This is a genomic window from Bradyrhizobium sp. 132 (assembly GCF_023074185.1).
GTDB lineage: Bacteria > Pseudomonadota > Alphaproteobacteria > Rhizobiales > Xanthobacteraceae > Bradyrhizobium.
The window spans coordinates 24,266-49,302 of sequence record NZ_JADPKY010000155.1 but is presented as its reverse complement, the minus strand read 5'-3'; the positions used below and the strand labels follow the sequence as shown (position 1 = coordinate 49,302).

Annotated in this window: 17 protein-coding genes and 1 pseudogene; 9 read left to right on the top strand and 9 right to left on the bottom strand. The window is 57.6% G+C overall.

Annotated features, from left to right (window positions below; translation table 11 throughout):
* Positions 1-188: 188 nt before the first annotated feature.
* A pseudogene (locus tag IVA74_RS32875) lies at positions 189-822 on the bottom strand (metallophosphoesterase).
* A gap of 681 nt (positions 823-1,503) precedes the next feature.
* Between IVA74_RS32875 and IVA74_RS32870 the strand changes: the two are divergent.
* Together IVA74_RS32870 and IVA74_RS32865 are read left to right on the top strand one after the other, a co-directional pair.
* Positions 1,504-2,937, top strand: a complete 1,434-nt coding sequence (locus IVA74_RS32870; protein ID WP_247351186.1) for an undecaprenyl-phosphate glucose phosphotransferase — start codon at positions 1,504-1,506, stop codon at positions 2,935-2,937.
* Positions 2,938-3,826: 889 nt separating this feature from the next.
* Positions 3,827-5,377: an exopolysaccharide biosynthesis polyprenyl glycosylphosphotransferase gene (locus IVA74_RS32865; RefSeq protein WP_247351184.1), complete on the top strand. Its 1,551-nt coding sequence runs from the start codon at positions 3,827-3,829 to the stop codon at positions 5,375-5,377.
* A gap of 138 nt (positions 5,378-5,515) precedes the next feature.
* Here the strand turns inward: IVA74_RS32865 and IVA74_RS32860 are convergent, their stop codons facing one another.
* The 6 genes from IVA74_RS32860 to IVA74_RS32835 form a co-directional block, all read right to left on the bottom strand.
* Positions 5,516-6,187, bottom strand: coding sequence for a hypothetical protein (locus IVA74_RS32860; RefSeq protein WP_247351183.1), 672 nt, complete (start codon positions 6,185-6,187; stop codon positions 5,516-5,518).
* 53 nt (positions 6,188-6,240) lie between these two features.
* Positions 6,241-7,491, bottom strand: a complete 1,251-nt coding sequence (locus tag IVA74_RS32855; RefSeq protein ID WP_247351181.1) for a hypothetical protein — start codon at positions 7,489-7,491, stop codon at positions 6,241-6,243.
* A gap of 265 nt (positions 7,492-7,756) precedes the next feature.
* On the bottom strand, positions 7,757-8,161 hold the full coding sequence (locus IVA74_RS32850; protein WP_247351179.1) for a hypothetical protein: 405 nt from the start codon (positions 8,159-8,161) through the stop codon (positions 7,757-7,759).
* 560 nt (positions 8,162-8,721) lie between these two features.
* Positions 8,722-11,139 carry a polysaccharide biosynthesis tyrosine autokinase gene (locus IVA74_RS32845; protein ID WP_247351178.1) on the bottom strand — a complete coding sequence of 806 codons (2,418 nt, stop codon included), beginning with the start codon at positions 11,137-11,139 and terminating at the stop codon, positions 8,722-8,724.
* Positions 11,140-11,788: 649 nt separating this feature from the next.
* Positions 11,789-12,772, bottom strand: coding sequence for an NAD-dependent epimerase/dehydratase family protein (locus tag IVA74_RS32840; RefSeq protein WP_256467554.1), 984 nt, complete (start codon positions 12,770-12,772; stop codon positions 11,789-11,791).
* 431 nt (positions 12,773-13,203) lie between these two features.
* A complete protein-coding gene (locus IVA74_RS32835; RefSeq protein ID WP_247351177.1) occupies positions 13,204-13,608 on the bottom strand; it encodes a hypothetical protein in 405 nt (134 codons plus the stop codon).
* Between the two features lie 294 nt (positions 13,609-13,902).
* Here IVA74_RS32835 and IVA74_RS32830 point away from each other — a divergent pair, with 294 nt between their 5' ends.
* Positions 13,903-15,003, top strand: coding sequence for a glycosyltransferase family 2 protein (locus IVA74_RS32830; RefSeq protein WP_247351176.1), 1,101 nt, complete (start codon positions 13,903-13,905; stop codon positions 15,001-15,003).
* Here the strand turns inward: IVA74_RS32830 and IVA74_RS32825 are convergent.
* Complete coding sequence (locus IVA74_RS32825) at positions 14,993-16,309, bottom strand: hypothetical protein (protein ID WP_247351175.1); 1,317 nt, start codon at positions 16,307-16,309, stop codon at positions 14,993-14,995. The genes IVA74_RS32830 and IVA74_RS32825 overlap by 11 nt on opposite strands.
* Before the next feature lie 141 nt (positions 16,310-16,450).
* Between IVA74_RS32825 and IVA74_RS32820 the strand changes: the two genes are divergently transcribed.
* From IVA74_RS32820 to IVA74_RS32795, 6 genes are all read left to right on the top strand, one after another.
* Positions 16,451-17,575 carry an acyltransferase gene (locus tag IVA74_RS32820; RefSeq protein WP_247351174.1) on the top strand — a complete coding sequence of 375 codons (1,125 nt, stop codon included), beginning with the start codon at positions 16,451-16,453 and terminating at the stop codon, positions 17,573-17,575.
* A gap of 209 nt (positions 17,576-17,784) precedes the next feature.
* On the top strand, positions 17,785-19,134 hold the full coding sequence (locus tag IVA74_RS32815) for a glycoside hydrolase family 16 protein (protein ID WP_247351173.1): 1,350 nt from the start codon (positions 17,785-17,787) through the stop codon (positions 19,132-19,134).
* 179 nt (positions 19,135-19,313) lie between these two features.
* Entirely contained in the window at positions 19,314-20,414 is a 1,101-nt protein-coding gene (locus IVA74_RS32810; RefSeq protein WP_247351171.1) for a glycosyltransferase family 61 protein, read from the top strand.
* Positions 20,415-20,427: 13 nt separating this feature from the next.
* Entirely contained in the window at positions 20,428-21,984 is a 1,557-nt protein-coding gene (locus IVA74_RS32805; protein WP_247351169.1) for a lipopolysaccharide biosynthesis protein, read from the top strand.
* Entirely contained in the window at positions 21,981-23,063 is a 1,083-nt protein-coding gene (gmd, locus tag IVA74_RS32800; protein WP_247351167.1) for a GDP-mannose 4,6-dehydratase, read from the top strand. The genes IVA74_RS32805 and gmd overlap by 4 nt, the downstream gene beginning before the upstream one ends.
* Positions 23,044-24,000: a GDP-L-fucose synthase gene (locus IVA74_RS32795; RefSeq protein ID WP_276576989.1), complete on the top strand. Its 957-nt coding sequence runs from the start codon at positions 23,044-23,046 to the stop codon at positions 23,998-24,000. The genes gmd and IVA74_RS32795 overlap by 20 nt, the downstream gene beginning before the upstream one ends.
* Before the next feature lie 82 nt (positions 24,001-24,082).
* On the opposite strand, the gene IVA74_RS32790 is transcribed toward IVA74_RS32795, so the two are convergent.
* On the bottom strand, positions 24,083-24,883 hold the full coding sequence (locus IVA74_RS32790) for an FkbM family methyltransferase (protein ID WP_247351165.1): 801 nt from the start codon (positions 24,881-24,883) through the stop codon (positions 24,083-24,085).
* Positions 24,884-25,037 lie beyond the last annotated feature (154 nt).

The window sequence follows — 25,037 nt, the reverse complement described above, 5'->3', positions numbered from 1 at the left end:
CATCGCAATGCGCGCCGACAAGACCGACCAGAGCTTCACTTCAATGATCTATCTGGCCGCGGCCGCGATAAACTCCAGATGAATCCCAACAGACCCTAGGTGAAGTCCCCAGCCCGTGACGTCCGAACTCAACTCGGTCCTTCGGGAGCATCTTTACCGTGGACAATCAGCAAACCTTCGCTGGTTGGTCAAACCGCGAGCATCCGGCTGCCTTGTATGCTCATGAGGGTCAGATTGCCCGTCGCGTAGGCACCGGTATCGACATTGTCGCGATTCGCCAGGACTTCGGCGGCACGAACCGGCGTGGGACCATGGACATATACTTGCCGAACCGCTCTTCGCTCCGAAGAAATTCTTCGCGAATCCAGAGCAGATCGTGTTCTCGTTGCTCGGCCAAAGGTACACCCGGGCGAACGCCGGCGTGGACAAAGAAGAAGTCCCCACAGGTATAGCTAAGCCGCAGATCGTCCAGGAATTCGAGATGCTCGCCCGGCATTGCGCGAATCAAATCGCGGAGTATCGACGCGGGACCGTCGCGCGTCAGATCCGGCGCGAGCCCATATGACATCAGTGTCTGGGCGCCGCCGATGCGAATCCAATCTTCGATCAAGGACGGTCTTCGAAAACGCTTACCAGAAACGCCTCGTGATTTCCCTTGAGGAAGACCGCGTTTCCCCGCCGGCTTCGCTCGACCAGGATCTCGAGCGTGGAGCGTGTGTTCGGGCCGCGATCGATATAGTCGCCCATGAATACCTCGATCGCATGGGCCGGCCGACTGCGGGTGACGTCAGCGTCGATCACCCCCAGCATGGGCTGCAGCAAATGCGAGCAGCCGTGAATATCGGAGATGGCGTAGATCCGAACGCCGTCCGGCAGTTGCGGCTTGTGAATCGGCGGGCGAGATCGGGCAAGAGATACGGCAAGAGATACCGTGGCGCGCGTACTCGCTGGGGTGGTGGGGATAATTTCGTCAAGCCGGTCTGCGGGCAAGGAGCAGAAAAGACAGCCCACCTCTCTGACAGCCCGATTGCGCCGAAGGCGTGGCGTTCGATTGTTGCCTGGTTTGTCGACACGCGCCGCGTAAATCAGGCACCTTCGCCGGGCTGCATTGCTCAAACGCTCGGCTGGAAAGATGCATGCCGGCGGACGACGGCTTGTGCCGATACAGCTTTAAAGCGCAATCTCTAGAATTTCTAGTAATCGACTCGACGGGACGCTTCAAAGATGGGTGAGCTGAGCGGTTGGCCATACAACGCGCATCTCGTTCGATGGGAACTTGATTCAAAATAGGGCATCGAGCCCGATCGTATGTCAGCATTGTGACGCGATCTTCAACAACACGCGACGGGAATCGTGGCAAACCGCGACGCATAGTGGCGTCGCAAAAATTGTGCGTGCAGCGCCACAATATCGCTGTGATCACTTAACAGGTTAGCACCGGGGAAGTGACGGATCTTCAGCATCACGGATCAACGTCAAGCACTCTCGATGACAGAGGTTCGAATGGCTGTTGCGACTTATGGCTCCGAAAATATTGGTGCACTCTCGTCAGGGCGCGCCTCTGCTTTGCAGAGGCCCTTTCAAGTCGTCGTCATTGCTGCTGACTTTCTGCTGATCCTGCTCAGCTATGGCGCGGGAGCTGCGATTTATAGCGCTGCGATCGCTTCGACGGTCGACGGAGCATCGATGGGTGCCGGATTGATTGTCGGCGTTGTGTTCGTCTCGGTCGCGTATTTCCAGGATGTCTATGCCACACACCGCTTGCTGGATCTCGTCTGGCAGCTGCGCAAGGCCGTCTTCATATGGTTGGCGTCGCTGACGATCCTCGCTGTCGCTGCATTTCTGCTGAAGTCGACGGACAATCTATCCCGCGGCACGGTGATCATTTTCGCCGCAATCGGCGGCGCTGGATTGATCAGTCTGCGTTTTGTCTGGCAGTTCGTGCTGGGAACAAATTATGCCAGGAGCAGGTTGGTCGATCGGAAGGTGATTTTGCTGAGCCTGAAACCGCTCGACTTCACCTCGAGCCGCTTTAAGGATCTGCGTCGGAACGGCTTCGACGTAATGCGCCACTTCGTGCTTGGCAGCGATAACAGCGACAGCGCCTGGGAGAAGCAGATCCGCGACGTCATCCGGCAGTCCGGCGCGGCTGACGTCGACGAGTACCTCCTTGCAATCGACTGGAATGAGCTCCCGATGTTGCCCAAACTTGGGCAACATCTACGCGCAGTGCCGCAACCGATTCGCGTGCTACCAGACAATTCGATCGCCGATCTCGTCTCGCGCCCGTTCTTGCCGGTCAGCGGCACGGTGGCGATCGAAATCCAGCGACCTCCGCTTACCGTGTTCGAGCGCCTGCAAAAGCGCTGTCTCGATGTAGGGGTAGCCTTGTTGGCGCTCGTCATACTCACACCACTGCTGCTGACAGTCGCCGTTCTGATCAAGCTCGACTCGCCGGGAGCTGCCATCTTCCGCCAGTCGCGCCGAGGGTTCAACGGCAAGCCTTTCGAGATCTGGAAATTTCGGACCATGACGGTCTGCGAAAACGGGCGGACGATTACCCAAGCCACCAAGCTGGATGCGCGGGTCACCAAGCTCGGGCGTTTTCTTCGCATGACAAGCATCGACGAATTGCCACAGCTTTGGAACGTCTTGCGCGGCGACATGTCCCTGGTCGGGCCGCGCCCGCATGCGCTCGCCCATGACAATTATTACGACGAGATCATCAGCAACTACGTATACCGTCATCATATGAAGCCGGGCCTGACAGGCTGGGCTCAGGTCAATGGCTTCCGGGGGGAAACCCCGACCATCGACCTAATGGAAAAGCGAGTGGAATATGACGTCTGGTATGTGAGGAACTGGAGCATTTGGCTCGACCTCAAGATAATGGCGCGGACCGCATCCACTGTGCTGTTCCAGAAGGAGGCCTACTAGCGCCGGCATGAAGCCCATGGAGAAGCAACAAGGATCGTCCGCGGTGTTGCGTTAACCTGGCGTTGACTGGTGCCCCGCCGTCCTAAGTCTGATGTCCCCGTGCCCTCTTCCAAAGTCGCACGATCGCATCGCGTAGCGGAGCGGCGAAGGCAAAGAAGACTCGCATTGCAATTGATACGAAAGGGTGGCGAAGGGACAATGGTTCGTCGTGATCGAAGCGGTCTTGATGCTTGTCGATCGGCACCGGCGCAAGAGTCGTTCCCGACGCGTCGGGTCGAGAGCGCGATTTACGGGCGGGAACCACAATCAGAACGAACAGAACGTTCAGCAGCAGCCACACGCTCAGTATTATAAGTATCTTCAGCATCCAGTCTTACCCAAAAAGCAGGATCGAGAGATAGTAAAGAATTCGTCGGAGCCTCAGAAGGAAAGGGGGAGTCGCGGATCAGGAGCGTCGGCCGGCTCCCTTCCGCGTCGCGAGACCGTTTAGGTGAGTTGCGCCACGGCTACCTTTATCAATTCGGGCAAAAGCCGGCTACGGCAACAATCGTGGTTTGTGGACCGGGCAACTACGGTCTGCGATTGACGCGACGAGCCACGCCTTCGGGCGGAAGCGCCTGGCCGCACCGAGCCGCTCGCTTGGGGCGCTCGGGCCGGGCCAAGCACAATGTCGTCAGAAACAGTCCAGCAGATCTAGGGCCCTAACGACCCACACATTCAGGCCAACATGGCCACGGTGAAAGCATACGCTCGATACCAATTGACCGATTGAGCCAGCGATCGAACCAGCGGCTCATAATTGCATGGCGAGTCAAGTTTGTTGATGCGGCGCCGCAATGTCGCTGTTTTTCGCAAGCAACCTCCGTCTGCAGACTGCACGAATCCAAGCTTGGATGGCATCAGTTTGATGCGAGCCATCTCGCGTTGTTCTCGTCCTTTTCGCCCCAAATTCATTGTGTTTGTTCGCTTTTGGGTTCGTGCGGCTACCGCCGTTGAAGTGAAGAGTTTCGAGATGCCTGCAACCACATACGGCTCAGATAATCTCCGCGTATCCACGTCGAGCCGCGGCAGCCCACTGCATAGACCGTTTCAGCTTTTCATCATCGCGGTCGACTTCCTGCTCATCCTGCTGAGCTGCAGGGCTGCGAGCGCGCTCTATCGTCAGTTCATGAACGTGTCGGATGCTGGGATCGGTGCTGGAGTCATAGTCGGCATTGTGTTCATCGTGGCCGCCTATCATCGGAGCGCCTATGATTGCCACAGATTGTCGAATACGCTCTGGCAAGCTCGCAAGCTCCTCGGCGTCTGGCTGTTCGCGCTCGCCACGCTCGCCGTCCTCGCCTTCCTGCTGAAGTCGGCGTCCGACCTGTCCCGCGGGACAATCGTCCTATTCGCGGTGTTGGGAGCGGTCGCGCTCATCGCGCACCGCGTGATCTGGCGCTACTGCCTGTCGTCGGCCTTTGCCAAGGAGCGGTTGCTCGCCCGCAAGGCTATCCTGCTCAGCTTGGCGCCGCTGGATTTCACCTCTAACCGCTTTAAGGATCTTCGCAAGCACGGTTTCGATGTCGTGCGTCACTGCGTGCTCAACGCGGAAATGGACCAGGACGACAAGGTCTGGAATCAGCAGATATCGGATGTGATCCGGCAATCGCGCGCCGCCGAGGTTGACGAGTACCTGGTGGCAATCGATTGGAACGAGCTGCCGATGCTGGGGAAGCTCAGCCAGCATCTGCGGATGGTTCCGCAGCCGATTCGCATTTTGCCCGACTTGCCGATCGCGGATCTAGTTTCGCGGCCGTTTCTGCCGGTCAGCGGAACGGTTGCTATTGAGTTTCAGGGGCCGCCCTTGACGCTCCTCGAGCGGCTTCAGAAGCGCTGTCTCGACATTGGCTGTGCGTCCTTCGCCCTTCTGATGCTCGCGCCGCTCATCATCACGGCGGCGATCCTGATAAAACTGGATACGCCGGGTCCGATCGTCCTTCGGCAGTCGCGTCGCGGCGTCAAAGGCAAGCCGTTCGAGATATGGCGGTTCCGCAGTATGCGCGTGACTGAGAACGGCTTCGCGATCGCGCAGTTCATGAGGCACGACGCGCGGCTCACTCGAGTCGGACACTTCTTGCGCAAGACGAGCATTGACGAGCTACCCCAGCTCTGGAACGTGCTGCGAGGTGAGATGTCCCTGGTCGGACCGCGCGCGCACGCGCTGGCCGACGACAGCTACTACGACCAGCTAATCAGCAAATACGTCTGCCGCCATCACATGAAACCCGGCCTGACCGGCTGGGCCCAGGTCAACGGCTTGCGGGACGAGACGCTCACTATCGACGTGATGGAGGAGCGCGTCGAGCGCGACCTGTGGTATGCGAGAAATTGGAGCATCTGGCTCGACATCCGGATTATTTTTCGAAGCGCAGCAGCGCTGATGTATCAGGAAGTCTAGGAGTCCGTCCCGGATAGGGATTGCGATGGGGATTTGATGCAGGTTCTCCGGCTCGGGGTTGCGGTTGCGAGGGTGAACAGCTTCAGGAGGTTGTGAGCGGTGCAGATCATGGTCCGCTCATCACACTGCACACGGCGCTCAACGGCGCAGTGCCGCAAGGAACGAGGGGTCGATCGATTCAATAGCATCCTTCAGGAAAGCCTTGCCGAGGTCTGATGCTCGCCGATAAGCCGACACCAGTGCCCATTTCGACGCAATCCGGCGGGTCAAGATAAGCTGAACGTCGTTGCGTACTAGGTCCTTGACGTCTGGAATAGCAAGCGCATCGAAGCGGCTCGCGATGTCGATCCGCACTGGCATCAACCGCGCATCGTTTGGCGCGATAAAGTACGCCATCTTTAGCGCCTCAACCACGACTGGGTCGTGCGGGTCGCGCTGGGCTTGAAGCAGCGCCAGCGCCAACCAGAGTTCAGGATTGTAAGGCGAGATTGATAATGTCCGGGTGACTCTGTCGACCGCATCGGCGTGCCCCGTCGATCGTACGGCCGCCGGCTCCTGCTGGCCTGACTGGATCGCCTGCAGCGCGGCGATCAAGGCATGATTGCTCTGCAGCTCCGATCCGAAAGGAGAGAGCGTTGTCAGCAAGGAGGGCACATCACCAGTCCAGCGCGAGCTGATCCTGGATGCATCGGCAGGAAATGTCGCGCGCTCGAACGCCGTCACCTCCGCCATAGCCGAGACGATCGCATGGGATCCGATGATCAGCGCCAACGCAGTCAGAAGAATGCGAAATTTGCTCGAGAAGGCCATTTTGATCGACTAACTTACTGTAAAGACAATGTTATGGCGCGGGCAGGCTGCCCCTAGTGGTTGGCGCCGCTGGTCCGACCCGCAGATTGTGCAAGTCCGAGTCCGATCATCACCGATACGATGATCTGGATCGTGCGGCTTGAGAGGCTTGAATCGAGGAAGGTCTCGCAAAGTACAACCAGAACGCCGGCGGCGGCCACGGCGGCAAAGAAGAAATCGCGACCTCGTCGAACCGCGCCGCGAAAGGTAACGAAGAAGAGGTGGGCGGCGAAGCCTGCTAGGATCACAATCGCAAACCGTCCCGACTCAATAGCGATCAAGATCGCGGTCGAAGGAGATGCCGCCGACGCTGCGGTGCCAAACTCCTGATAGGCTAGCGAAGTCAGCCCGAATGTTCCGACGCCGTTTCCCAATATCGGTGCATCAAAGAGCAGGTGTTTTGCCGGTGCAACCACGTCCGCAGGAAACCTTGCGAAACCGAAGAGATCCAAACCAGCGGATCGAGAGTGCGGCATCGCCATGAGACCGGCGACAGCTGTAAGGAATGAAAACAAAATTGCCGATGGCCAGGAGCGAAATCCCAAATGGCGAACAGCGGCGATGAAAACGAGGACAGTGAGCCCCCAGCCAGTGACCGCCAACAAAGCGCCTCGTTCCAGGGCCGACATTGCGGCAAGCGCCGCGGCCATTCCGAATAGTCCGGAAAGAACCCCGATCCACAACTGGGCCGAGGCCAGGTTGCGGATGTCCTGTTGGTGCAGGTGGCGTTCGAGTGCCCTGGCAACGAGCGCGCCGTTTGCCAAGACTGCCAAAGCGGCTGCTGCGGGAAACGGGCTCGTAGCCGAGCCCGTTTCGGGAATCGTTCCAGCGAACAAATCAAGTCGCCCGAGCAGGACTTCGACCGACATGAAAGTCGTTACCACGCACAATACGATCAGGATCGTGTCGGCCCTTTGGCGATCCTTGGCGATGATGACGGTCGACACCAGCAGCGCCACGTCGACCAGATAATGAACCAGACTTTGCAACGTCGCACCGGGATCAACGCTGATGCGGCCCGGTAGCGATGGCTGGTTCAAAGCGATCGAAGTCGCGGACCAGATAGGGTTTGCGAGCAAAAAAGTAGGCACCTGAACAAGTTGCAAAGCCATCCAGATGACCGGAATGAGAAAAACCGGCAAAAATGGCTTCAGCGACTGCGCGGCAGATGTGCCGGCTTCCGGTCCTCTTGCCGCGATCGCCAACATCGCGGCCGTAACAAGCGCAACCACGTGCCATGCAAAGATGCCGTTTGCGTTTGCCAAGATCGGAGTCGCTGCCAATAATGCGATTAGAACGCAATGAGCAATCGATAAGCCGTGAGACTTTGAAGCGGAAAGTGAGTTCATCGTGACAAAAGCCGGACGTTGCTGGCTATCGCACAGCGGAGCTTGCGACGGCGACGCCGTCTTGCTGACTGCGATGATTGTCGACGCTGTGAATCATCGCCAGTCGGCGGCACGCCAATCTGGCCAAACGCAGTCAGTTTGCAGGGATTGATCGGCATGAAAGTTCTGTTCGTCGGCGGAATTATCGAGCGCGGCAGTTGTGCTGCAAGTAACCCAGAGCCGTAGCCAGGCCTGCGATCGGCACCGCTCCACGGATAGCAGTCGGCGGCGCCCCGATTTCGACCGAAAGCTCGTTTGCGTTTTGCCAGTCAATGGTAGCAACCTTCGCGGCGTCGGCGGGCAGTAGCAATGCCAGGCCGCCCTGGATCACAGATGCTTGGAACTCTGTACGCTTTTCTCCTGCTATCAACGCCACGTTCGGTCGCGTCGAGCGGGACAGTGGTTCGAGAACGATGAACACAACTTCGATACCGTCCTGCCCGCATTGCAGGTTCAAGCCTGCAAGGCGCGTATCCGACTTGGCGCTATCGACGACATGCATCACTGAAATGGCATCGGCGCCGCCGTCAGGATTTTTGCTCTTCACCAATCGCCATCCGCCCTCCAGCTGTGTCGATTGGCTACCGGACTGGACCTGCCTGACGGTCTCTTCGTCACAACGTCGACGCTGCTCGGCGCTAACACCCGACGCGCAATTCAAAACGCCCGGACGCGGCGGCTCGGCTCGGCTGGAACGATCCGTTAGGACGAAGAGACCAACGCAGAGCACGATTACCCGCATGGGTATAAACGCAGACGTAAGCCCCGCTAGAGCCAAATTCTTCATGTCGTACTCGACGGTCAGATCAAAAACATGGTTCATTGCACCGTAGAACTGTGTCGCCGCTGGGGCGGAACAGCCAGACAAGGGCATTCGGTTCCATGCCGTGAAACGGTCACCTGCGGACCAATGACTCGCACATCCGCACGTGCATTGGCCGGTTTAAAGACGGGCTCGACACCGTGGTCGCGCCCGCTCTGTTGCGCGAAGACGACCAAATCCGCATCGAATCCCTCTTCTTGAGGAGGTTTGTCGCTCAAGCCCGGCGGGGCCGATCCGATCCGGCCGCCGTAGAACACTCTCCACGTCCAGATGAAGCGTTTATGTCAATCGACGTAGCCATACCTCTTGTAGTACCGATTACGATAGTAGGCTCCGCCGTACGTATCGTAGCGGCTCATCACCGAGACGTTCACTTTGTTAAGAACCGTACCGAGCAAGCGGTCGCGCACGATCGGCGTTTCACTTAGCACCCGCTCGACGATATCGACTTTCGACTTCGCCCATTCGATGACGAGTATATAGGAATTGGCCAGGCCTCCAGTCGCCCGAACATCGACGACCGGCGCCAGCGGGCTAAGATCGAGAACGATTCGATCATAGTGTTGGCGCAGCTGTTGGAACAGGTGCTCCATTTGCGGAGACGCCAGCAGGTCGCTCGAATTCGAGAAGCGCGAAGTTATAGCACAAGGAAGAAAATGCAGGTTTGTCTGCGGGTCGATCCAGACCACATCCTTCCAGTCGGCTTGGCCGACGATGACATGGATCAAGCCAACCGGCGCAGCCGGCGTAAGCCTTGCGGTGAGGCTCGGATTGCGAATATCACCGTCGATCAGCAGTGTCCGGCAGCCGCTTTGGGCAAGCGTCTGTGCCAGCGCTTCGCTGATGGTTGACTTGCCCTCGTTGGGAAGGGCGGAGGTAATTCCCAAAACCTTGTTAGACGCTGAACCGTAATTTGCGAGATCGCTGGCCAGCTTGATTGATCGAAATCCCTCCGCGAACCGCGAAAACGGCGCGTTGATCACGTATCGCCCGACGCTCTCCTCAGTCGAAAGCAAACGGTCGCGATGCGGCCGCGGCTGGCTAGGACCCGGTGCCGATCCCTGGAGTGGCAACATCGCGCCGGGTCCTCCGTAACCCGGCGGCGCCTGCTGCGGTTTGGACTTGCCGCGTTTGCCGAACCGCCAGGCCGCTTTGCTGGGCTGCGTAGAAGTAGCATTCACGGCACCTTGCTCTATGACCGGAATTGAAGCGAGACAGCTTGTGTGCACGAACCGTTCGACTTGAGAAGCGGTTCGGAAGACGCGATCCATCATGTCGAGCAGGACTGCGACGATGCCCGCAAGAATCGATCCGCCGACGAACGCTGCAAGCAGGATGAGTGTCGTCTTCGGCGAGGTCTTGTTGGGAAGATTCGACGCAGCCTGGGTGATCACCCTCGCTTCGGTGATGGGAAACGACTGCTGCTGAACCGAGACCATGTACAACTGCAGGAAGTTGTCAGACAACGCGCGGGCGCTCTGCGCGTTGCTTTCCAGATCCCTCAGGACAATTTGCGCTTGGCCGGTATTGTTCGACACCGCGATGGTATCATTCAAGCTCTTCTGGCTTGACTCTTCGCGTGACTTGGCGATTTCGAGGTCGCTCTTGTACACCTCGGCCGTACGTCGCAGTTCGTCAATAATCGAGCGTCGGATTTCGCGCATCTGGTTGCGCAAATTGACAACGGCCAGATGGCTCGATCCATACCGGTTCGACCAATCCGCCTGCTTGGCCGCGTACTCGAGATAGGTCTGGCGCAATTTGGTGATCACCGGGTTGCCCATCGTCTCGCTCACGGTCGCCAAGTCGCTCAGAATGACCTTTGAATCCTCGTTGTCCGCATTCAATATCGATGTGATGCGTTCGAGCTTGGCCTGGGCCTCGGCACGCTGGCTACGAGCAGTTGTCAGCGAAGTATTGATTTCGGCGAGTTGCTGCTCGGTGAGCAGTCGCCCGCCTGCGTCGATGATATTGTTTTTGGCCTTGAAGTCGGCGACGGTCCGTTCGGCGGTGGACGCCTGCGAACGCAGTTCCTTCAATCGGTCCTGCAGCCAGACCGCCGCGCGCCTAGAGGCCTGATATTTCGACTCGAGCGAGTCCACGATATAGTCGTCGGCGACCGCGTTGGCGATCTGCGCGGCCTGCTCCTGCGATAACGCCTGAAAAGAGATCTCAATAACATAGCTCACGCCGACCCGCTTGATGCTGAGGCCGTTTGCAAAGCGCGCGAGAGCTCCACGCAGCAGTTGTTCTTGCGTCGGCGGCTTCGATTTGGAAAATAATCCGGAAATCGTGTTGCTGATGGTGCTGAGCACTCCGGCGCCGTCGCTCATAAACTCTGACGACTCCACAAGCTTCAGGTCCTTGATGACCTTGGAAGCGATCGCTTCGGACTTGAGGAGTTCGACCTGACTATCAACCATCGCCGAGTCGATCGGGTTGTCGGTGCTGGTTGTCTGCGCTTGCGTCTGCAGGCCCTGCATTTTGCGGCTATCGATCATCAGGATAGCGGTTCCGGTATATCGTTTTGGTGCCGTGAACACGTAGACTCCGGCAAGAGAGATGCACAGGAGCAGCGTGAAGATCATCACGGGATACTGCCGGCTGACCAGCGCAAGCGCAGAAGAGATCGTCTGCTCCAGCGACGGGGCCTCGGCCGCAGTGGATTCGATCTCACGAGTTGTGATTTTGGTTTGAAGCATCCGGCCCGCCTACGTGAACGTGTTGTAGATTGCAACGCCTGGCAGCAGGCTCGTCTTGCCGCCGCCGTGAACGTGTAAAGTGCCGTATCCAACGGCCTGACGTCAGCAAGAGTTCGACGCAGCGGATACAGTGGTCGAGGTCGCAGCGATCGAAAGTTGACCGACGCCGCCGACACTATCGGTGGAGCAGCCAATCAGATTGTTTGAGCAATTGAGGGCTAAGGGATTCTCGGCAACGCCGTCGGGTGCCATTGCCTGTTCCGCTCGCCGCAAAATCGTCACTATGTGCATCTCCGCCAACCCGCTCAGGACCGCGACTTTGAGGATGAAGACAATCGCTTTAGAAGGTCATCGTTCGCCGATCTGCTGGATAAGTATCTACCAGATCGCCTGCCAGCAGATGGAACAACGGGACGAATCCACAAATTCTGCAATGCAATATCGGCCTGAGTGTGGCCGATCGCGGAGCAGATGGATCGAAAATCGCAATGGGCGAGAACGCATCCTCAGCCTTCTGATCGAGCGCGAACGGCAGGACAGCGAGGGAGCTTGTTTTCGGAGCATTCGCCGTGGTGGCGACCACCGGTCACGAAGTTCCGTTGGTGAAAGGAATTCGTCCGGATGCTCGAAGAATCAAGCGGTCGACATCTCAATCAAAATCCTTGATGGAGGATTCCTGTTTCCATTCCGCAAGCGAGCTTGCCAGGTCGTAATCGAATCTGAACCCGCTTGCGACCAGCCGCTTCGGCAAAATATTGGTAGAAAACCACAACTTCCTGATCCGGTCGCGATTTATGCCGGTTTTGATGCCGACAGCGTGAAGTATCTCGAATGGAAGTACCGCGAGATTCATCAGCCATATCGGAATGGTTATCGTTGGCTTGGCGTAATCGGCGGCCTGGGAGAAGGCAGAGCAGATATCGCTGATGGTGTAACGGTGCTCGTAGCAGAAATTGTAGATCGAGAGACTGTCGTTGCGGAGCGCCATGAACAGCATAGACGAGACCAGATCCTTCACGTAGCCGCACGATTTGATCGTGTCGGTTCGGCCGGGATAGATGAAGGCCCGCCTCTCGAGAAGCCGCGACAATCGCGTGAAATTGCCCCGCTCGTAGCGTCCGTAGATCACGGCGGGGCGAACGATCGTGAGTCGCCTGTCCGGGGCCTCCGACTGCCACAGGCGATGGATCGCTTCGGCCGAGAATTTGGAGCGTCCATAGGCGCTGACCGGGGCCGGCGTCGCATCCTCGTCGAGCGGGGCTTCGGTCGGGCCGTAGATAGATATCGAGCTCGTGAAGATGACATTCCGGCTGCCCGTCTCCTTCGCAAATCGGCAGACGTTCACTGCGCCGAGCACGTTTGTATAGTAATAATCTCCCTCCGGGTGACCCGGAGTGACGTGGATCGCAGCCAGGTTGAAGATGTCGGCAGGCATTCCGCCCCCGAGCTTCGGATCGATCGGCTCACGGACGTCATGATGGACATATTCGACGCCATCGACCTGCGTTCTCGGCTTGCCGATATCGATCGACACGATCCGGTTATAGCTCCTGGAAACGACCAAACGCATCATCAGATGGGTACCGATGAAGCCTGCGCCTCCGAATACGATAGCCTGAGTAGGATTGGACATGTGCTCGAGGGTCAACGTGAGTGAGGATACTGAATGTAGTGCGAAGAATTTCGGCCCGAGCGTAATCGACTGAGCGAAGGAGATCGATGAGCTGCACTACGTGCCGGTGCAAGAGCTGTGCCTCCAAAGAGCACGATCGCTTGACGTGCAAGGCGTTTGCTGGGTGCCGAAAGCTTCCCGCTGCTGCAGATAAGCGGACAATCGGGTGAGCAGTTGGTTGGCTATCCGTTGATCATGCGGCGATAACATGATTGTGACCCGTAGTGCGTGTGACGTTCTCGAGATCATCGGTTCTGCCAGAGTCATCCACAATGCCACGATCCTGGCAGCATGAGATCGACAAAAGAAGCGGGTCCGCGAGAAGCTCGCATATTGCTCGCAACAGTTGTGGACTGCATTCCAGCCAGGACCGCTGGTGTGCATCGGCGAGCTCAATAGAGTTCGCGATACTCAAATTGAAAGCTGGTTGACCCAGCCGCGACTCCCAGCGTCCTCTGCAGCTTCTGGTAGCCTGCGAGCGGAACAACGATGCAATCGGAACTGCCGGCATAACAAACCTGAACCCGGATCGATTCGCCGCAAATGTTTTGAACTAGAACAATTTGGTCGATGATCTTAGGATTCATAGTTTGCGGGTGCGTTAGCGGATTGATCGATATGCAAAGCTTCCCGTCCGGCGTCTTGTGATTTGGAGCGTAAGTGCCTTCCATGGGCCGGATTGAATTCGAGGGCCGAGTCGAAATGCCGGAGCCGCCATACATCGGTGGAGATGTGCGTCCGTAGCCGGAAAGTTGTGCATCGGCCGTCGTTGCCAGGAGCGATGAAACGACCGCCACGCATATCGCCACGAAACCATCTGAGCTCGTCGATCGTTCGTCACGCATCTTTACTACACATCTTCACTGCTCGTTCTGCATGGATAGCGTTGCAGTTGCGGCAACACAATGACAAACAAATTGTTCCATCGATCGGACAGATCCCAAACCTGCCTCTTCCTTGCGATGGAAAACCCATGCTAGAGAGTGCACTCTTCGTAGACAGAGTGTCTGGTCATTGAATATCTGTCGAACATGATACTGTGTCGGCAGTCGTATGATGAGTATCCTCAACGTGAGTATTCTCGGCGTCCAATGCTGAAGCAGACACCAAGACACACTGTGGTGCGGGGCGCCGAACGGGCGGACCTACCGAGCCTTTCCGTCATCATTCCGAATCACAACTACGCCGCTTACGTGGGATCTGCGATCCGCAGCGCACTGGATATACGATGGCCGAAAGTCGAAGTGATCGTCGTTGATGACGGTTCGACGGACAATTCGCTTGACGTCATCAACGAATTTGCAGACGAGGTCGCGATCATCAGCCAGCCGAACGCCGGGCAGATGCCGTCTTGTGTGAACGGCTTTCGCAGATCCTCCGGCGACGTCATCATATTTCTCGACTCGGACGATGCCCTGCATCCCGATGTGATGACGGAGATTGCATCCGTCTGGTTGGAGGTCGCGAGCAAATATCAGTTTCAGATGCGCGTTATCGACGCACAGGGGCAGCCGACTGGAAATGTCCTGCCGCAGTTCTTCTCCCGTCCCGCCTCGGAGGACATCCGCAGGTGGATGACGACGACCGGTGCCTATCCGACGCCGCCGGGGTCGGGAAATGCCTACCCGAGATGGTTTGTCGAGCGTGTTTTCGGCTTTGAATCCGACTTTGTCGACCGGGCGCCGGACAGTTATCTACTGGCGGCCGCTCCCGCGTGTGGTCATATCGAGACGATCACAAAGCCCTTGGCTGACTATCGCGTGCACGGCCTCAATCACGGGGCCTTCCTTCAACTGGACGATGCCCGCTTTGCGAGAGAGATCGACCTCACGCGGCGGCGCTACAAATTCTTTACCGAGTTCGCGAGCATCGACAAACTACCGGTGGCGTCCGATGCGCTCAACAGAAATGTCATATTTCTTTGTTTGCGGACCGCGTCGTTCAAGCTGCGGCCAGATCTCCATCCAATCGCCCAGGACAGCGCATTGCGTATCGCTGCCGATGCGCTTCGGGCCGTTGCGACTCCGCAAGGGTTCTCTAGATCCCAGCGCATATCGTTGCTGGGCTGGATTTTGTGCGTACTGATCAGTCCGCGGTACATTCGACGTGCCCTGGTGAGTTTGCGGTACGTGCCTGCCCAGCGGCCGAAATGGTTGCGCGCTTTGCTTGGTCTATTCCGCGTCATTCGATGATCGGGGCAGGGCTGGACTGCATCCGTTGGACGGAAGCTGGACGGCGGATCGACCTCAGACGGGCGCTTGGCGGCTGCGACCATACGCACAGCATTGCCATCATGATCAGAAATGGAGCCATGGCGAGGTTGCCGCCGCCGAGCTGATAGCAAGCCAGCATCGTCAATGCGAGCATCGAGTTGTCTTTCCTGAATATCGAGAGGAGGAGATAAAACAGGAAAAGTATAAGCCCGATAATTCCATAATCTGCGACGAGCTTGAGAACGGGATTTCCGCTGCCGCCAAAGTAGGCAGGCGACCGCTCCAATCCGCCAGGTCCCGAGCCGATAAGCACTCTGTCGGTCTGAAAGAGATAGTTCCAGGTCTGTAGTTGTGCCACGTAGCGTGCATAGCCGCTCGACTTGGTTGAACTGAATTCGTCCAATCTATTAACGATAGGATCGAAGGGGTCCGGCGCAACGAGGTAGGCAGTTCCGATCATCAAGACAGCGATCGCTCCTATGGCGATAACGCGCAGCGATTTGAGCGGAGCAATCAGGGGATAGACGCCAAGGGACACGGCGAGCACCAAGAGGCCCGATCCGGATCGAGTCAGGACGTATGAGATGGCGTACAGCGGGAGATAGCTAAATCGCCGCAAAAGGAAGACGTCGACGATTACACCTATAGCGAGCAATTGGGATAGTGCTCCGGGCTCCATCGGGAAAAACCCGTTCGCGCGTCGATTCAAGGACCCATAAAATTCCACCGCATTTTGATTGTACGCAGATTCAACGAGGATCGGATCAAGCGCCGGGATTGCATCCTTGAATGAGAAGATGCGTATGCCGCCGAACTGGAAGACAATCTGAACGATGGCCAGAACGGCGCACAAGCGAACATAGAACAGGAAAGTGGGAAGGACGGCCTCGTTCGAGAATCTTGTTGAGGGTCCGAATAGGAAGATCGAATTCGTGACAAGAACCATCGCAAGCGACGCCGGGCTGGTCTCCACACCGCGATCAGGAGATTCGGCTGCGGCGACTGCGCTGACGAGAAACCAGATGACGACAAGTCCGAACGCGAGAGTCTGCGGTCCGCGAAGGCGCACAAGACCAACCCACCATCCCCACGCGACGAGCGCAAAGAATCCGAACAACGAAAAGAAGATCTGTCCGGTTCCTACGAGGAGTCCGAAGCGCTGCATGCAAATGCACAGAATGAAGGCGATATGCGCGAAAATGACGCTGTTGCTCTCGTCACTTGACGCTGCTGCAGCGCGCTTGTTAGACGAGCTTCTGGCTGGGAATGTATCGAGGCTCACCATGTTCGGACTCGTCGATTCCAGTTTCTTGGCGCCTCGGCGAGCAGTGTCTGCTTGGGCGGCGCGGGACAACAATCGCGATCGACCTTGGTCTCGCTCGTGAGGCTGTTAACCCTCTATACTAGAGCCAGTGGCAACTTCCACATGGAACACGACACGAGCGCAAGATTTAACCCCTACGTTCATGGCGCCAGAGGTTTGTTTTGCCTCATGGTATTCGTCTATCACGTTGTTCATTCCGGACTCCCGACGTTCGAGTTGTTTGCCAGGGGGCTGTTTGGAGAAGCGCTGCAGACCGGAAAGTTCGGTGTCGAGTTTTTTTTCGGCATCAGCGGAATCGTCATTCTGCCAAGCCTGTATCGAGCATCCTCGGTCGTGACCTTTATCCTTGACCGCTATGCGAGGATTCTTCCGGTCCTCTGGGTTACCGTTATCGCGATTGCGATTTTCGGCTGGCTTTCAGGAAAGGGTCAAAGTCTGCTGCTGGTGGGCGCAAATCTGCTCGCGCCGCCTCCATTTATTGACGTCCTTCAAATCAATCCGGCTGCGTGGTCGCTCGGATACGAATTCCTGTTCTATGGCGTATGCGCCGTCGTCTTCCTGATCAGCGGCTTCAGTCGGCCGCTGGCGTTGACGCTGGCCGTTGGTTCGCTGATCTTCGTCGTGTACTACCCCCGCGCGCTCCTGATGATCGGCGGCGTGCTTGTTGCCGAGAAGTATCTATCGTCGACGTTATTGCAATCCTTGGCGAAATGCCCGGCTATCTTCTTCGTGCTGTTCTTGACTGTCTGGAGGGGCCTCGAGCTTGCCAGCGCAACGGATTACGTGGGCTTTGTCACGCCGGCGCATCTCTCATTCCATGACTGGATCTTTGCTTTTCCATTTGTCGTTCTTGGTGGCGTCTTTGGGACCATTTTCCTGCTGGGCATGTCCCTCGGAAACGGTCCGTTCGGAAGAATGCTCCGTTGGCAGGTCATGCAGTGGTTGGGTACGATCAGCTTCAGTTTTTATCTCTGGCCGCCGCTCGTCATGGCCGGGATCAAGCTAATCATGTATCGAACGGGTATGGTGGATGCGTTGGGCCACGGGTCGCAACTGGTGTTCTTCCTGGTCTCGCTTCCGCCGTCGCTTATCGTTGCAACGATCAGCCATCGGTTCCTTGAAGTAAAGGCGACGGGACAGATTCGAAAACGGATTGATAAGATCTCGAAGGTGAAGCCGGTAGTCGGGCCGATCATGGAGGACGCGACAGCGAAGGAGGGAACCTGATCGGGGAGCAGTCAAATGTTCTTGAACAGTCGACAAGTCATCGCCTCAAAACGATCGCAAGTTGAACTTCTACTCGGGAAAAAGCAGCAGGGCCGTGTGCTTGAGCGTGCCGGCTCACGGCGTGGCAGCGTCACCGTTGCCATCGTCTTTGCGCATTGGGCCGGCACAGCGTCCCCGCCGGAGCCAACAGCCGAACCGAAAGGATCTCGATGATGATCGCAGTCGCGCGCAGGCAAGTCCTTTGTGTTGCCTCGATAGTTCTTGCGCTCGGATCGGCAACGCCAGCGTGGTGCGCCGGCTGGGAGCTGGTGTTTTCGGACGAGTTCAATGGCGACAAGCTTGATCGAACCAAATGGGCGACCCGGTACATCTACAACAACGAAACGATGGACCGGTTCAACGACGAAAAGCAGCGCTACCGCGATAACCACGTGGTGTCCGGAGGTGTCCTGGGTCTGACTGCAAAAAAGAATGAGGCGTCGGACACGTTCGATTCCGCGATGATCCGAAGCCACCAGACATTCTATTACGGCTACTATGAGGCGCGGGTCTTTCTTCCGAATGCGCGGGGATCGTGGCCGGCATTCTGGCTCGAAGCCGATTACGACATCGATGGAAAATTTTGGCATCCACCGGAGATCGACATTTTCGAGTACGTCATCAACGGCGTGGAAGACAAGCCGAACATGCTGCACTCGAACGCCATGAGCAAGGACAAGTGGACGCCACAGTCCTACACCTACGTGGACAACTCGTTCGTGCTCAGGTTTCAGGACATGGTCAGCAAGGAGGACCTGAACAAGGATTGGCATATTGCCGGTTTCGTTTGGGCGCCTGACCGCATTTCGTTCTTCTGGGACGGCCGCCTCATCTACACGCGCACGTACCAGTGGCTCAGGAAGGACGACCAACTGGGGCCGCCGGCGCATATCGATTTTAATTTCGCTGTCGGCGGAGCGGCTTGGGCAGGCCGGCACGGGGTCGATGACGCGGCTTTCCCGCAGACGTTCAAGATCGACTACGTTCGGGTGTGCCAGTTCACAACGTCCGAGCGGGGAGGCCGGAAATGTGGTCCGAGCGACGTGACACCCGATCCGAATGATTTTGGATATACGGCAGCGCTCAACGATATGCCGAAGCCGACATTCCTCAACGTCACGAAGGTGGTAGCGGACAAGAAGCCGAATGCAGGGGTATTGTCGCTGAACACGACCGATCCGCTCAAGATCGAAGTTCCGATCAAGATTCCGGAGGACTATCCGACAAATCGAACGCTTCAGGTATACATCTTCGACGAAACGACCGGCGCCATCGTCGCATCGGCGAAGAAGCCGCTGCAACCGGTCTCTCGCAAGGAAGGCGAAGGTGGCGTCAGTTTAGTCGAATTTGCGCTGCCGGCCGTGCCGCGCGAGGGAAGCTACCTGCTGGGCAGCAAATTGACGGCTGACGTTGCTGGCGAGGTTGGCCCCAAAGAAGTCCCCGTTGCCTGCGACACTACGCTGATCCAACCAAAAAAAGCCCGATCTTGCCGTCTATTGTCGCTGCATGTGGGACGCTGATTGGGAAGGCTGGATCCGGCGCAAGTACAACTCGTCGTGATCTGGATCAGGCCGAGTAGCGCTGGTTCGGATCGGCAAGCTGTCCGATGTCGGTCTGAGTTTTGCTTTGGCTGTGGCAGGTGAGCCCCCCTCGTGCGGGCTTACCCGCCACAATCTGTGTCTTGCAAAGGTAATCGTCCATGAACTCCAAGGTTCGGGCCGTCAGGCAAATCTTCCGTGGTGCATTGCGCGGCAGCCCGAGCCGGCTCTGCGATCATCGCACGTGGCGAAGCGAACATCCGCACACCTGGCTGACTGCAGTCGAAGAAGAGGTGTTAGCGCGGAGGGCGCCGATTCGATTCGGCAGCCGCGACGCAGGGTTTGGTGGAAGCGTTGACAATAGAATGCCTGAGCTGGGCGTTCTCAGCCTGAACAATGCCCGCATCCTCGGTCCCGACGGTTGGCTCGTGACAGAAGATGGATCGCTGCTCTACGAAAGCACCTGGTACGGATCGTCTTTCTCGCGCCATCCAAGATCAATTGCCTACGGAACACCGCTGCCGTTGAGCGGCACCTGTCTCGCGCTGGCGAGTGATTTCGCCGGAGGGAACTATGGGCACTTCCTCCTCGATTGCCTGGGACGCCTGGCGCTTTTCCGGAACAGTGGCCTATCGCTCGATGACGTGGATTATATCTATTTGCCTAAACCGACATCCGAAACAGCAGCCAAACTCGTTCGCCGGCTTGGAATTTCAATGCACAAGTGCGTGTGGGCAGGCCAGGACGATATCCAGGCCGATCTCGTGATCGGCACTTCGTTTCCGGGCTTGCGGCGGAACTATGCGCCGTGGCTCACTGAGTTCTTCCGCTCGCAGGTAGCCAAGTCGCCGCTTCGTCACGACAGGCGCGTATACGTTCCGCGCAAAGGGCAAAGGAAGGTCGCCAACGAAGAAGAGCTGATGCCTGTGCTGAAAAAGTTCGGCTTCCAAGTCTACGACTTTGCTGATGTCGAGGATGAAGCGACGTTTTTCTCGGAATGCTCGATTGTCGTTGGCCCACATGGTGCAGGCCTGACAAATCTCGTATTCTGCTCACCGGGGACAAGGGTCCTCGAGCTGATACCCTCAGACCACGTGCATCCCTACTACTACACGATCGCAACATCCGCGGGCGCGGAATATTCTTACATTGTGGGACCCAGCAACGGAACGCGCCCGCAGGGCACGTTTGGACCCAGTCCATTCGATTTCGAGGTTGCGCCTGATATCTTCGAGCGCGCGCTGGAAACCATCTGTCAATGAACGAGCGTTGAAAATGGTGGCTACTGGTGCGCATGCGGGGCTTCCTTTGTCGAAAAATTCAATCGCCATCGGAGCTGCCTGGATCGGCGTGAGCCGGCTGGTAGTCGCCAGTCTCGGCTTCATGAACATGCTCATATTGGCGAGAATGCTCACGCCGGAAGATTTCGGCCTGGTTGCCGTCGCGACGGCCATCATTGCTATCCTGACGTCGATGACCGAACTGTCCCTGACATCGGCGCTCATTCACCACAAGGCCCCAACTGAAGACCAATTCCACGCCGCGTGGACGTTGAGCATGGCTCGCGCTTGCTTGCTCGCATTCCTGCTGTCGTTGCTCGCTTATCCGGTGTCATTGTCCTACGGCGACGGCCGTTTGGTTCCGATCCTGTTGGTCCTGAGCTGCTCGATTGCGATATCGGGTCTTCGAAATCCGATGCTCGCAATGATGCAGCGTCAACTCGTCTTCTGGCAGGAATTTGTGACAAGCATCAGCCGGGCGCTCGCAACCATTCTGGTCTCCTCCGGGATCGCCATTTGCTTCAAGAGCTATTGGGCGCTGATCGCCGGGGCCGTCGCCGCCAATCTCGTCGACGTCGTCGCCTCCTATTTGATCCGGCCGTTCCGGCCAAAATTCCGGATAAAGGGCAGTCGCTCCCTGTGGTCGTTCTCTGTGTGGCTATCACTCGGACAGGCCGTCAGCACGCTGAACTGGCGTTTCGACCAGATCATCATCGGATATTTTCTCGGGAAATCCGCCCTAGGCGGATATGTGCTGGGCAGCGACCTGGCCGCCACGCCGACAAGAGAAGCCACAAACCCGCTCGCAGGAACGCTGTTTCCCGCGTTCGTCAAGCTGAGGGACGACAAAGCCGCCCTGCAGCGAGCTTATCTGTCGGCGCAATCAATGCTGTGCGCGATCGCGTTTCCGGCGGGGTTCGGCTTCGCGCTGATCGCCGATCAATTCGTGCCGCTTGCTCTGGGTAAGGCCTGGGCAGGCGCGACGATCGTGATCCAGCTTCTCGGAGGCGCAATTGCGTTGCATACGCTCAGCGCGACCGTCCAGCCCCTTGGTCTGGCTCTTGGGCAGACCCGCAGATTGTTTCATCGCGACGTTGCGATCCTGATCGTGAGGCTGCCTGTCATCGTTGCCGGCTTGTGGGTAGGAGGGATACTTGGCCTGCTTGTCGCTCGCGTGGCGGTTACGCTCGGCGGTGTCGTATATAACATGGTCCTCGTCCGCGAGCTGATCGACACTTCTGTCTCCCGGCAATTTCTGGTGAATCTGAGGACCGTTCTGTCCACCTGCGCAATGATCATTGGCGGTCTTCTGACCAATTGGGCTTTCGTCACATTCTTTGGCCATGAGTCTCACGTCTATGCTCGATTGATCGCTGTAGTTTTCGTGAGCGCCCTTGCCTATGTCGGGGCACTGTTTGGAGTCTGGCGAGCGGCAGGCTCGCCGACTGGGCCCGAGCTTGAGATTCTGCGAATCCTCGTCGCAATTGCCAATAGATTTGGGAAACTGGGAAAATCGTCAATGACAACCGCGCAGCCGGGTGAGCAAATATGAATGAAAGGTCGAAGCGCCGCGTCGCGCTGATTACGGGTATCACTGGTCAGGACGGTGCCTATCTCGCCGAGTATCTGCTCGGCCTGGGCTACACCGTCCACGGCATCAAGCGGCGATCGTCCTCATTCAACACCGCCCGTGTCGATCATCTCTACCAGGACCCGCATGCCGGCAACGTGCCGTTCCTGATGCATTACGGCGACATGACGGATTCAACGAATCTGATCCGCCTGATGCAGCAGATCCGGCCGACCGAGGTCTACAATCTGGCCGCGCAGAGCCACGTCGCGGTCAGTTTCGAGAGCCCGGAATACACCGCGAACGCGGATGCGATCGGAACGCTGCGGTTGTTGGAAGCGATCCGGATTCTCGGCATGGAGAAGGAGACGCGGTTTTACCAGGCGTCCACCTCCGAGCTCTACGGCCTCGTGCAGGAAGTGCCGCAGAAGGAGACGACGCCATTCTATCCGCGCTCGCCTTACGGCGTCGCAAAATTATACGGCTACTGGATCACGGTGAACTACCGTGAGGCCTACGGCATGTATGCTTGCAACGGCATCCTGTTCAACCACGAGAGCCCGATCCGCGGCGAAACCTTCGTCACCCGCAAGATCACGCGCGGCGTCGCCCGTATCGAGACGGGCCTCGAAGAAATGCTCTATCTCGGCAATATCGAGGCCAAGCGCGACTGGGGCCATGCCAGGGATTATGTCGAAGGCATGCACATGATCTTGCAGGCCGACGGGCCCGACGATTTCGTGCTAGCAACCGGGGAGACCCGCTCGGTGCGGGAGTTCGTGGAGCTTGCCTTTGCCGAAGTCGGCCGCAGTGTCGAATGGCGGGGCAAGGGCGTCGAGGAAACCGGCATCGACAAGAAGTCAGGCAAGATCGTGGTGCGGATCGATCCGACCTATTTCCGTCCCACCGAGGTCGATCTCTTGATCGGCGATCCCAGCAAGGCGCGCGAGAAGCTCGGTTGGAAACCCAGGACCCCGTTCGCGCAACTGGTGAAGGAAATGATGGCGGGCGATTTGCTCGAGGCCAGGCGAGAGGTTGCCAATGGTAAGCACTCCGTTTGAACTGGCCGGTAAGACCGTCTTCGTTGCCGGCCATCGCGGCATGGTTGGCGCCGCGCTGGTGCGGCGGCTGGCAGAGGAAAATGTCGAGCTGCTGACGGTGTCGCGGAGCGAGGTCGACCTGCGCGACCAGTCCGCTGTCGACAAATGGTTCGCTGCAAAGCGTCCGCAGGCAGTGTTCCTTGCTGCCGCCAAAGTCGGTGGCATCGTCGCCAACAACACGCTGCGCGCCGAGTTCCTTTACGATAATCTGGCGATCGCAACCAACGTCATTCACGCCGCGCACGTCAATCGATGCGAGAAGCTGATGTTCTTCGGCTCATCCTGCATCTATCCAAAGCTCGCAGCCCAGCCGCTGCGCGAAGAGTCGATGCTGACCGGCCCGCTGGAGCCGACCAACGAGCCGTACGCGATCGCCAAGATCGCGGGCATCAAGATGATCGAGGCGTATCGCAGCCAGTACGGATCAAACTTCATCAGCGTGATGCCGACCAATCTTTACGGTCGCGGCGACAATTATCATCCTGAATACAGCCACGTCGTCGCGGCGTTGATCTGCCGGTTCCACGAGGCCAAGATGTCGGGGGCGAAGAACGTTGAGGTGTGGGGCACCGGCACGCCGCGGCGCGAATTTCTCTTCGTCGGCGATCTGGCCGACGCCTGCATCCACCTGATGAAGACCTATTCGAGCGGTGAGCTCGTCAACATCGGCACCGGCGAGGACATCACGATCGCTGAATTCGCTCGCGTGGTCGCGGCGATCGTCGGCTATTCTGGCGAGATCAGCTATGACACCGCGCGCCCCGACGGCACCCCGCGCAAATTGCTCGACGTCAGCCGGTTGGCGAAACTGGGTTGGCGGGCCAAGACCTCACTCGCGGATGGGCTCAAGCTGGCCTATCAGGCGTATCTCAGCGAAAACGCGCAGGCGGTGGAGTAGGGAGCGCCACCGCTTTGTTGTGCGGGCCAACGGTCGCGTGAACGCGCGCCCGTTTGTCGGCAGTTGGCGCGATTCGGGGCGATCACTCCGGGGCGAACCAGCAGTCTGGCAGCGCGACGTCGTCTCTGTTTGCGACATTTCTCCTGTCGAGGTCGTGAGGAAACCTTCTCGCAGGCGTCTGACGAGAAACGCGATCCTTGCGCAAGAACGAGAATTCCATGATCGGCGGCACCTTGAAGTCCCTGTATTCGATCGGTTTGAAGTAATTATTTGGATGGATGTGTACGACGTCGAAGTGCTTGGTGATCTTCTTGAAAACGGCTCGGATGAGTTTGAGGCCGATGGGATTGAGAAGTCTGTCCAAGGAATGGAACTCGATCATCATGATCCTGAATCGGTTCAGGTACTCTGAGCTCGTTTCGATGAGAACCTCGTATTCGCCGCCCTCAATATCCATCTGGAGAATGAGGTCGCCGGTCTGAGGGCCCTTTCTCGACATCCAGTTCTCTAAAGTCATGAACTTGGCGTTGTTTTCGTTGCCGAGGAATTTCTTTTCGAAATCCAGCAGCTCATTCTGGATCGCGGGTGCATCCACTGAGAAGTCGGCCAGGAAACATGGTATGCCCCGTTTGGCTAGCCCGAGCTCGAAATCAGAGACGTTGTAAACGCCCGGCGAAAAGCAACCGACGCATCCATCCAGGTCATCCGGAACCAGATAGCCACCGTCAGCCGGTCCGCCCAATCGAATCAATTTCTTGTCCGTCGCCACAGGGAAGAGGTCCCGGAAGTACTCCCTGAGCTCCTCCTCCTTTGATGTGCCGGATATCATAAGGTCGTTATCGAGCAGGCGTGACTTCACATAGTCCTTCAACAAACCAATCATGCGGCTGACTCCGAGCTCGCTAACGCATCCGGGTGCCGCTTTGCTCAAGAGGCGGCACTCGAGGTAGGTTCGTTGCCTATGTTCGTGGCGATGGACACATTTGCCTACCTTAAGACTTCAATAGATTCGATTTTTGTCATGAATATGTGCGGTG

Bases quoted from the DNA above. Each gene is read 5' to 3' on its own strand.
- IVA74_RS32845 (WP_247351178.1), bottom strand. From the start codon at position 11,139: ATGCTTCAAACCAAAATCACAACTCGTGAGATCGAATCCACTGCGGCC.
- gmd (WP_247351167.1), top strand. From the start codon at position 21,981: ATGAATGAAAGGTCGAAGCGCCGCGTCGCGCTGATTACGGGTATCACT.
- IVA74_RS32815 (WP_247351173.1), top strand. From the start codon at position 17,785: ATGATGATCGCAGTCGCGCGCAGGCAAGTCCTTTGTGTTGCCTCGATA.
- IVA74_RS32820 (WP_247351174.1), top strand. From the start codon at position 16,451: ATGGAACACGACACGAGCGCAAGATTTAACCCCTACGTTCATGGCGCC.
- IVA74_RS32805 (WP_247351169.1), top strand. From the start codon at position 20,428: ATGGTGGCTACTGGTGCGCATGCGGGGCTTCCTTTGTCGAAAAATTCA.
- IVA74_RS32830 (WP_247351176.1), top strand. From the start codon at position 13,903: ATGCTGAAGCAGACACCAAGACACACTGTGGTGCGGGGCGCCGAACGG.
- IVA74_RS32790 (WP_247351165.1), bottom strand. From the start codon at position 24,883: ATGATTGGTTTGTTGAAGGACTATGTGAAGTCACGCCTGCTCGATAAC.
- IVA74_RS32840 (WP_256467554.1), bottom strand. From the start codon at position 12,772: ATGTCCAATCCTACTCAGGCTATCGTATTCGGAGGCGCAGGCTTCATC.
- IVA74_RS32825 (WP_247351175.1), bottom strand. From the start codon at position 16,309: ATGGTGAGCCTCGATACATTCCCAGCCAGAAGCTCGTCTAACAAGCGC.
- IVA74_RS32860 (WP_247351183.1), bottom strand. From the start codon at position 6,187: ATGGCCTTCTCGAGCAAATTTCGCATTCTTCTGACTGCGTTGGCGCTG.
- IVA74_RS32810 (WP_247351171.1), top strand. From the start codon at position 19,314: ATGAACTCCAAGGTTCGGGCCGTCAGGCAAATCTTCCGTGGTGCATTG.
- IVA74_RS32795 (WP_276576989.1), top strand. From the start codon at position 23,044: ATGGTAAGCACTCCGTTTGAACTGGCCGGTAAGACCGTCTTCGTTGCC.
- IVA74_RS32870 (WP_247351186.1), top strand. From the start codon at position 1,504: ATGGCTGTTGCGACTTATGGCTCCGAAAATATTGGTGCACTCTCGTCA.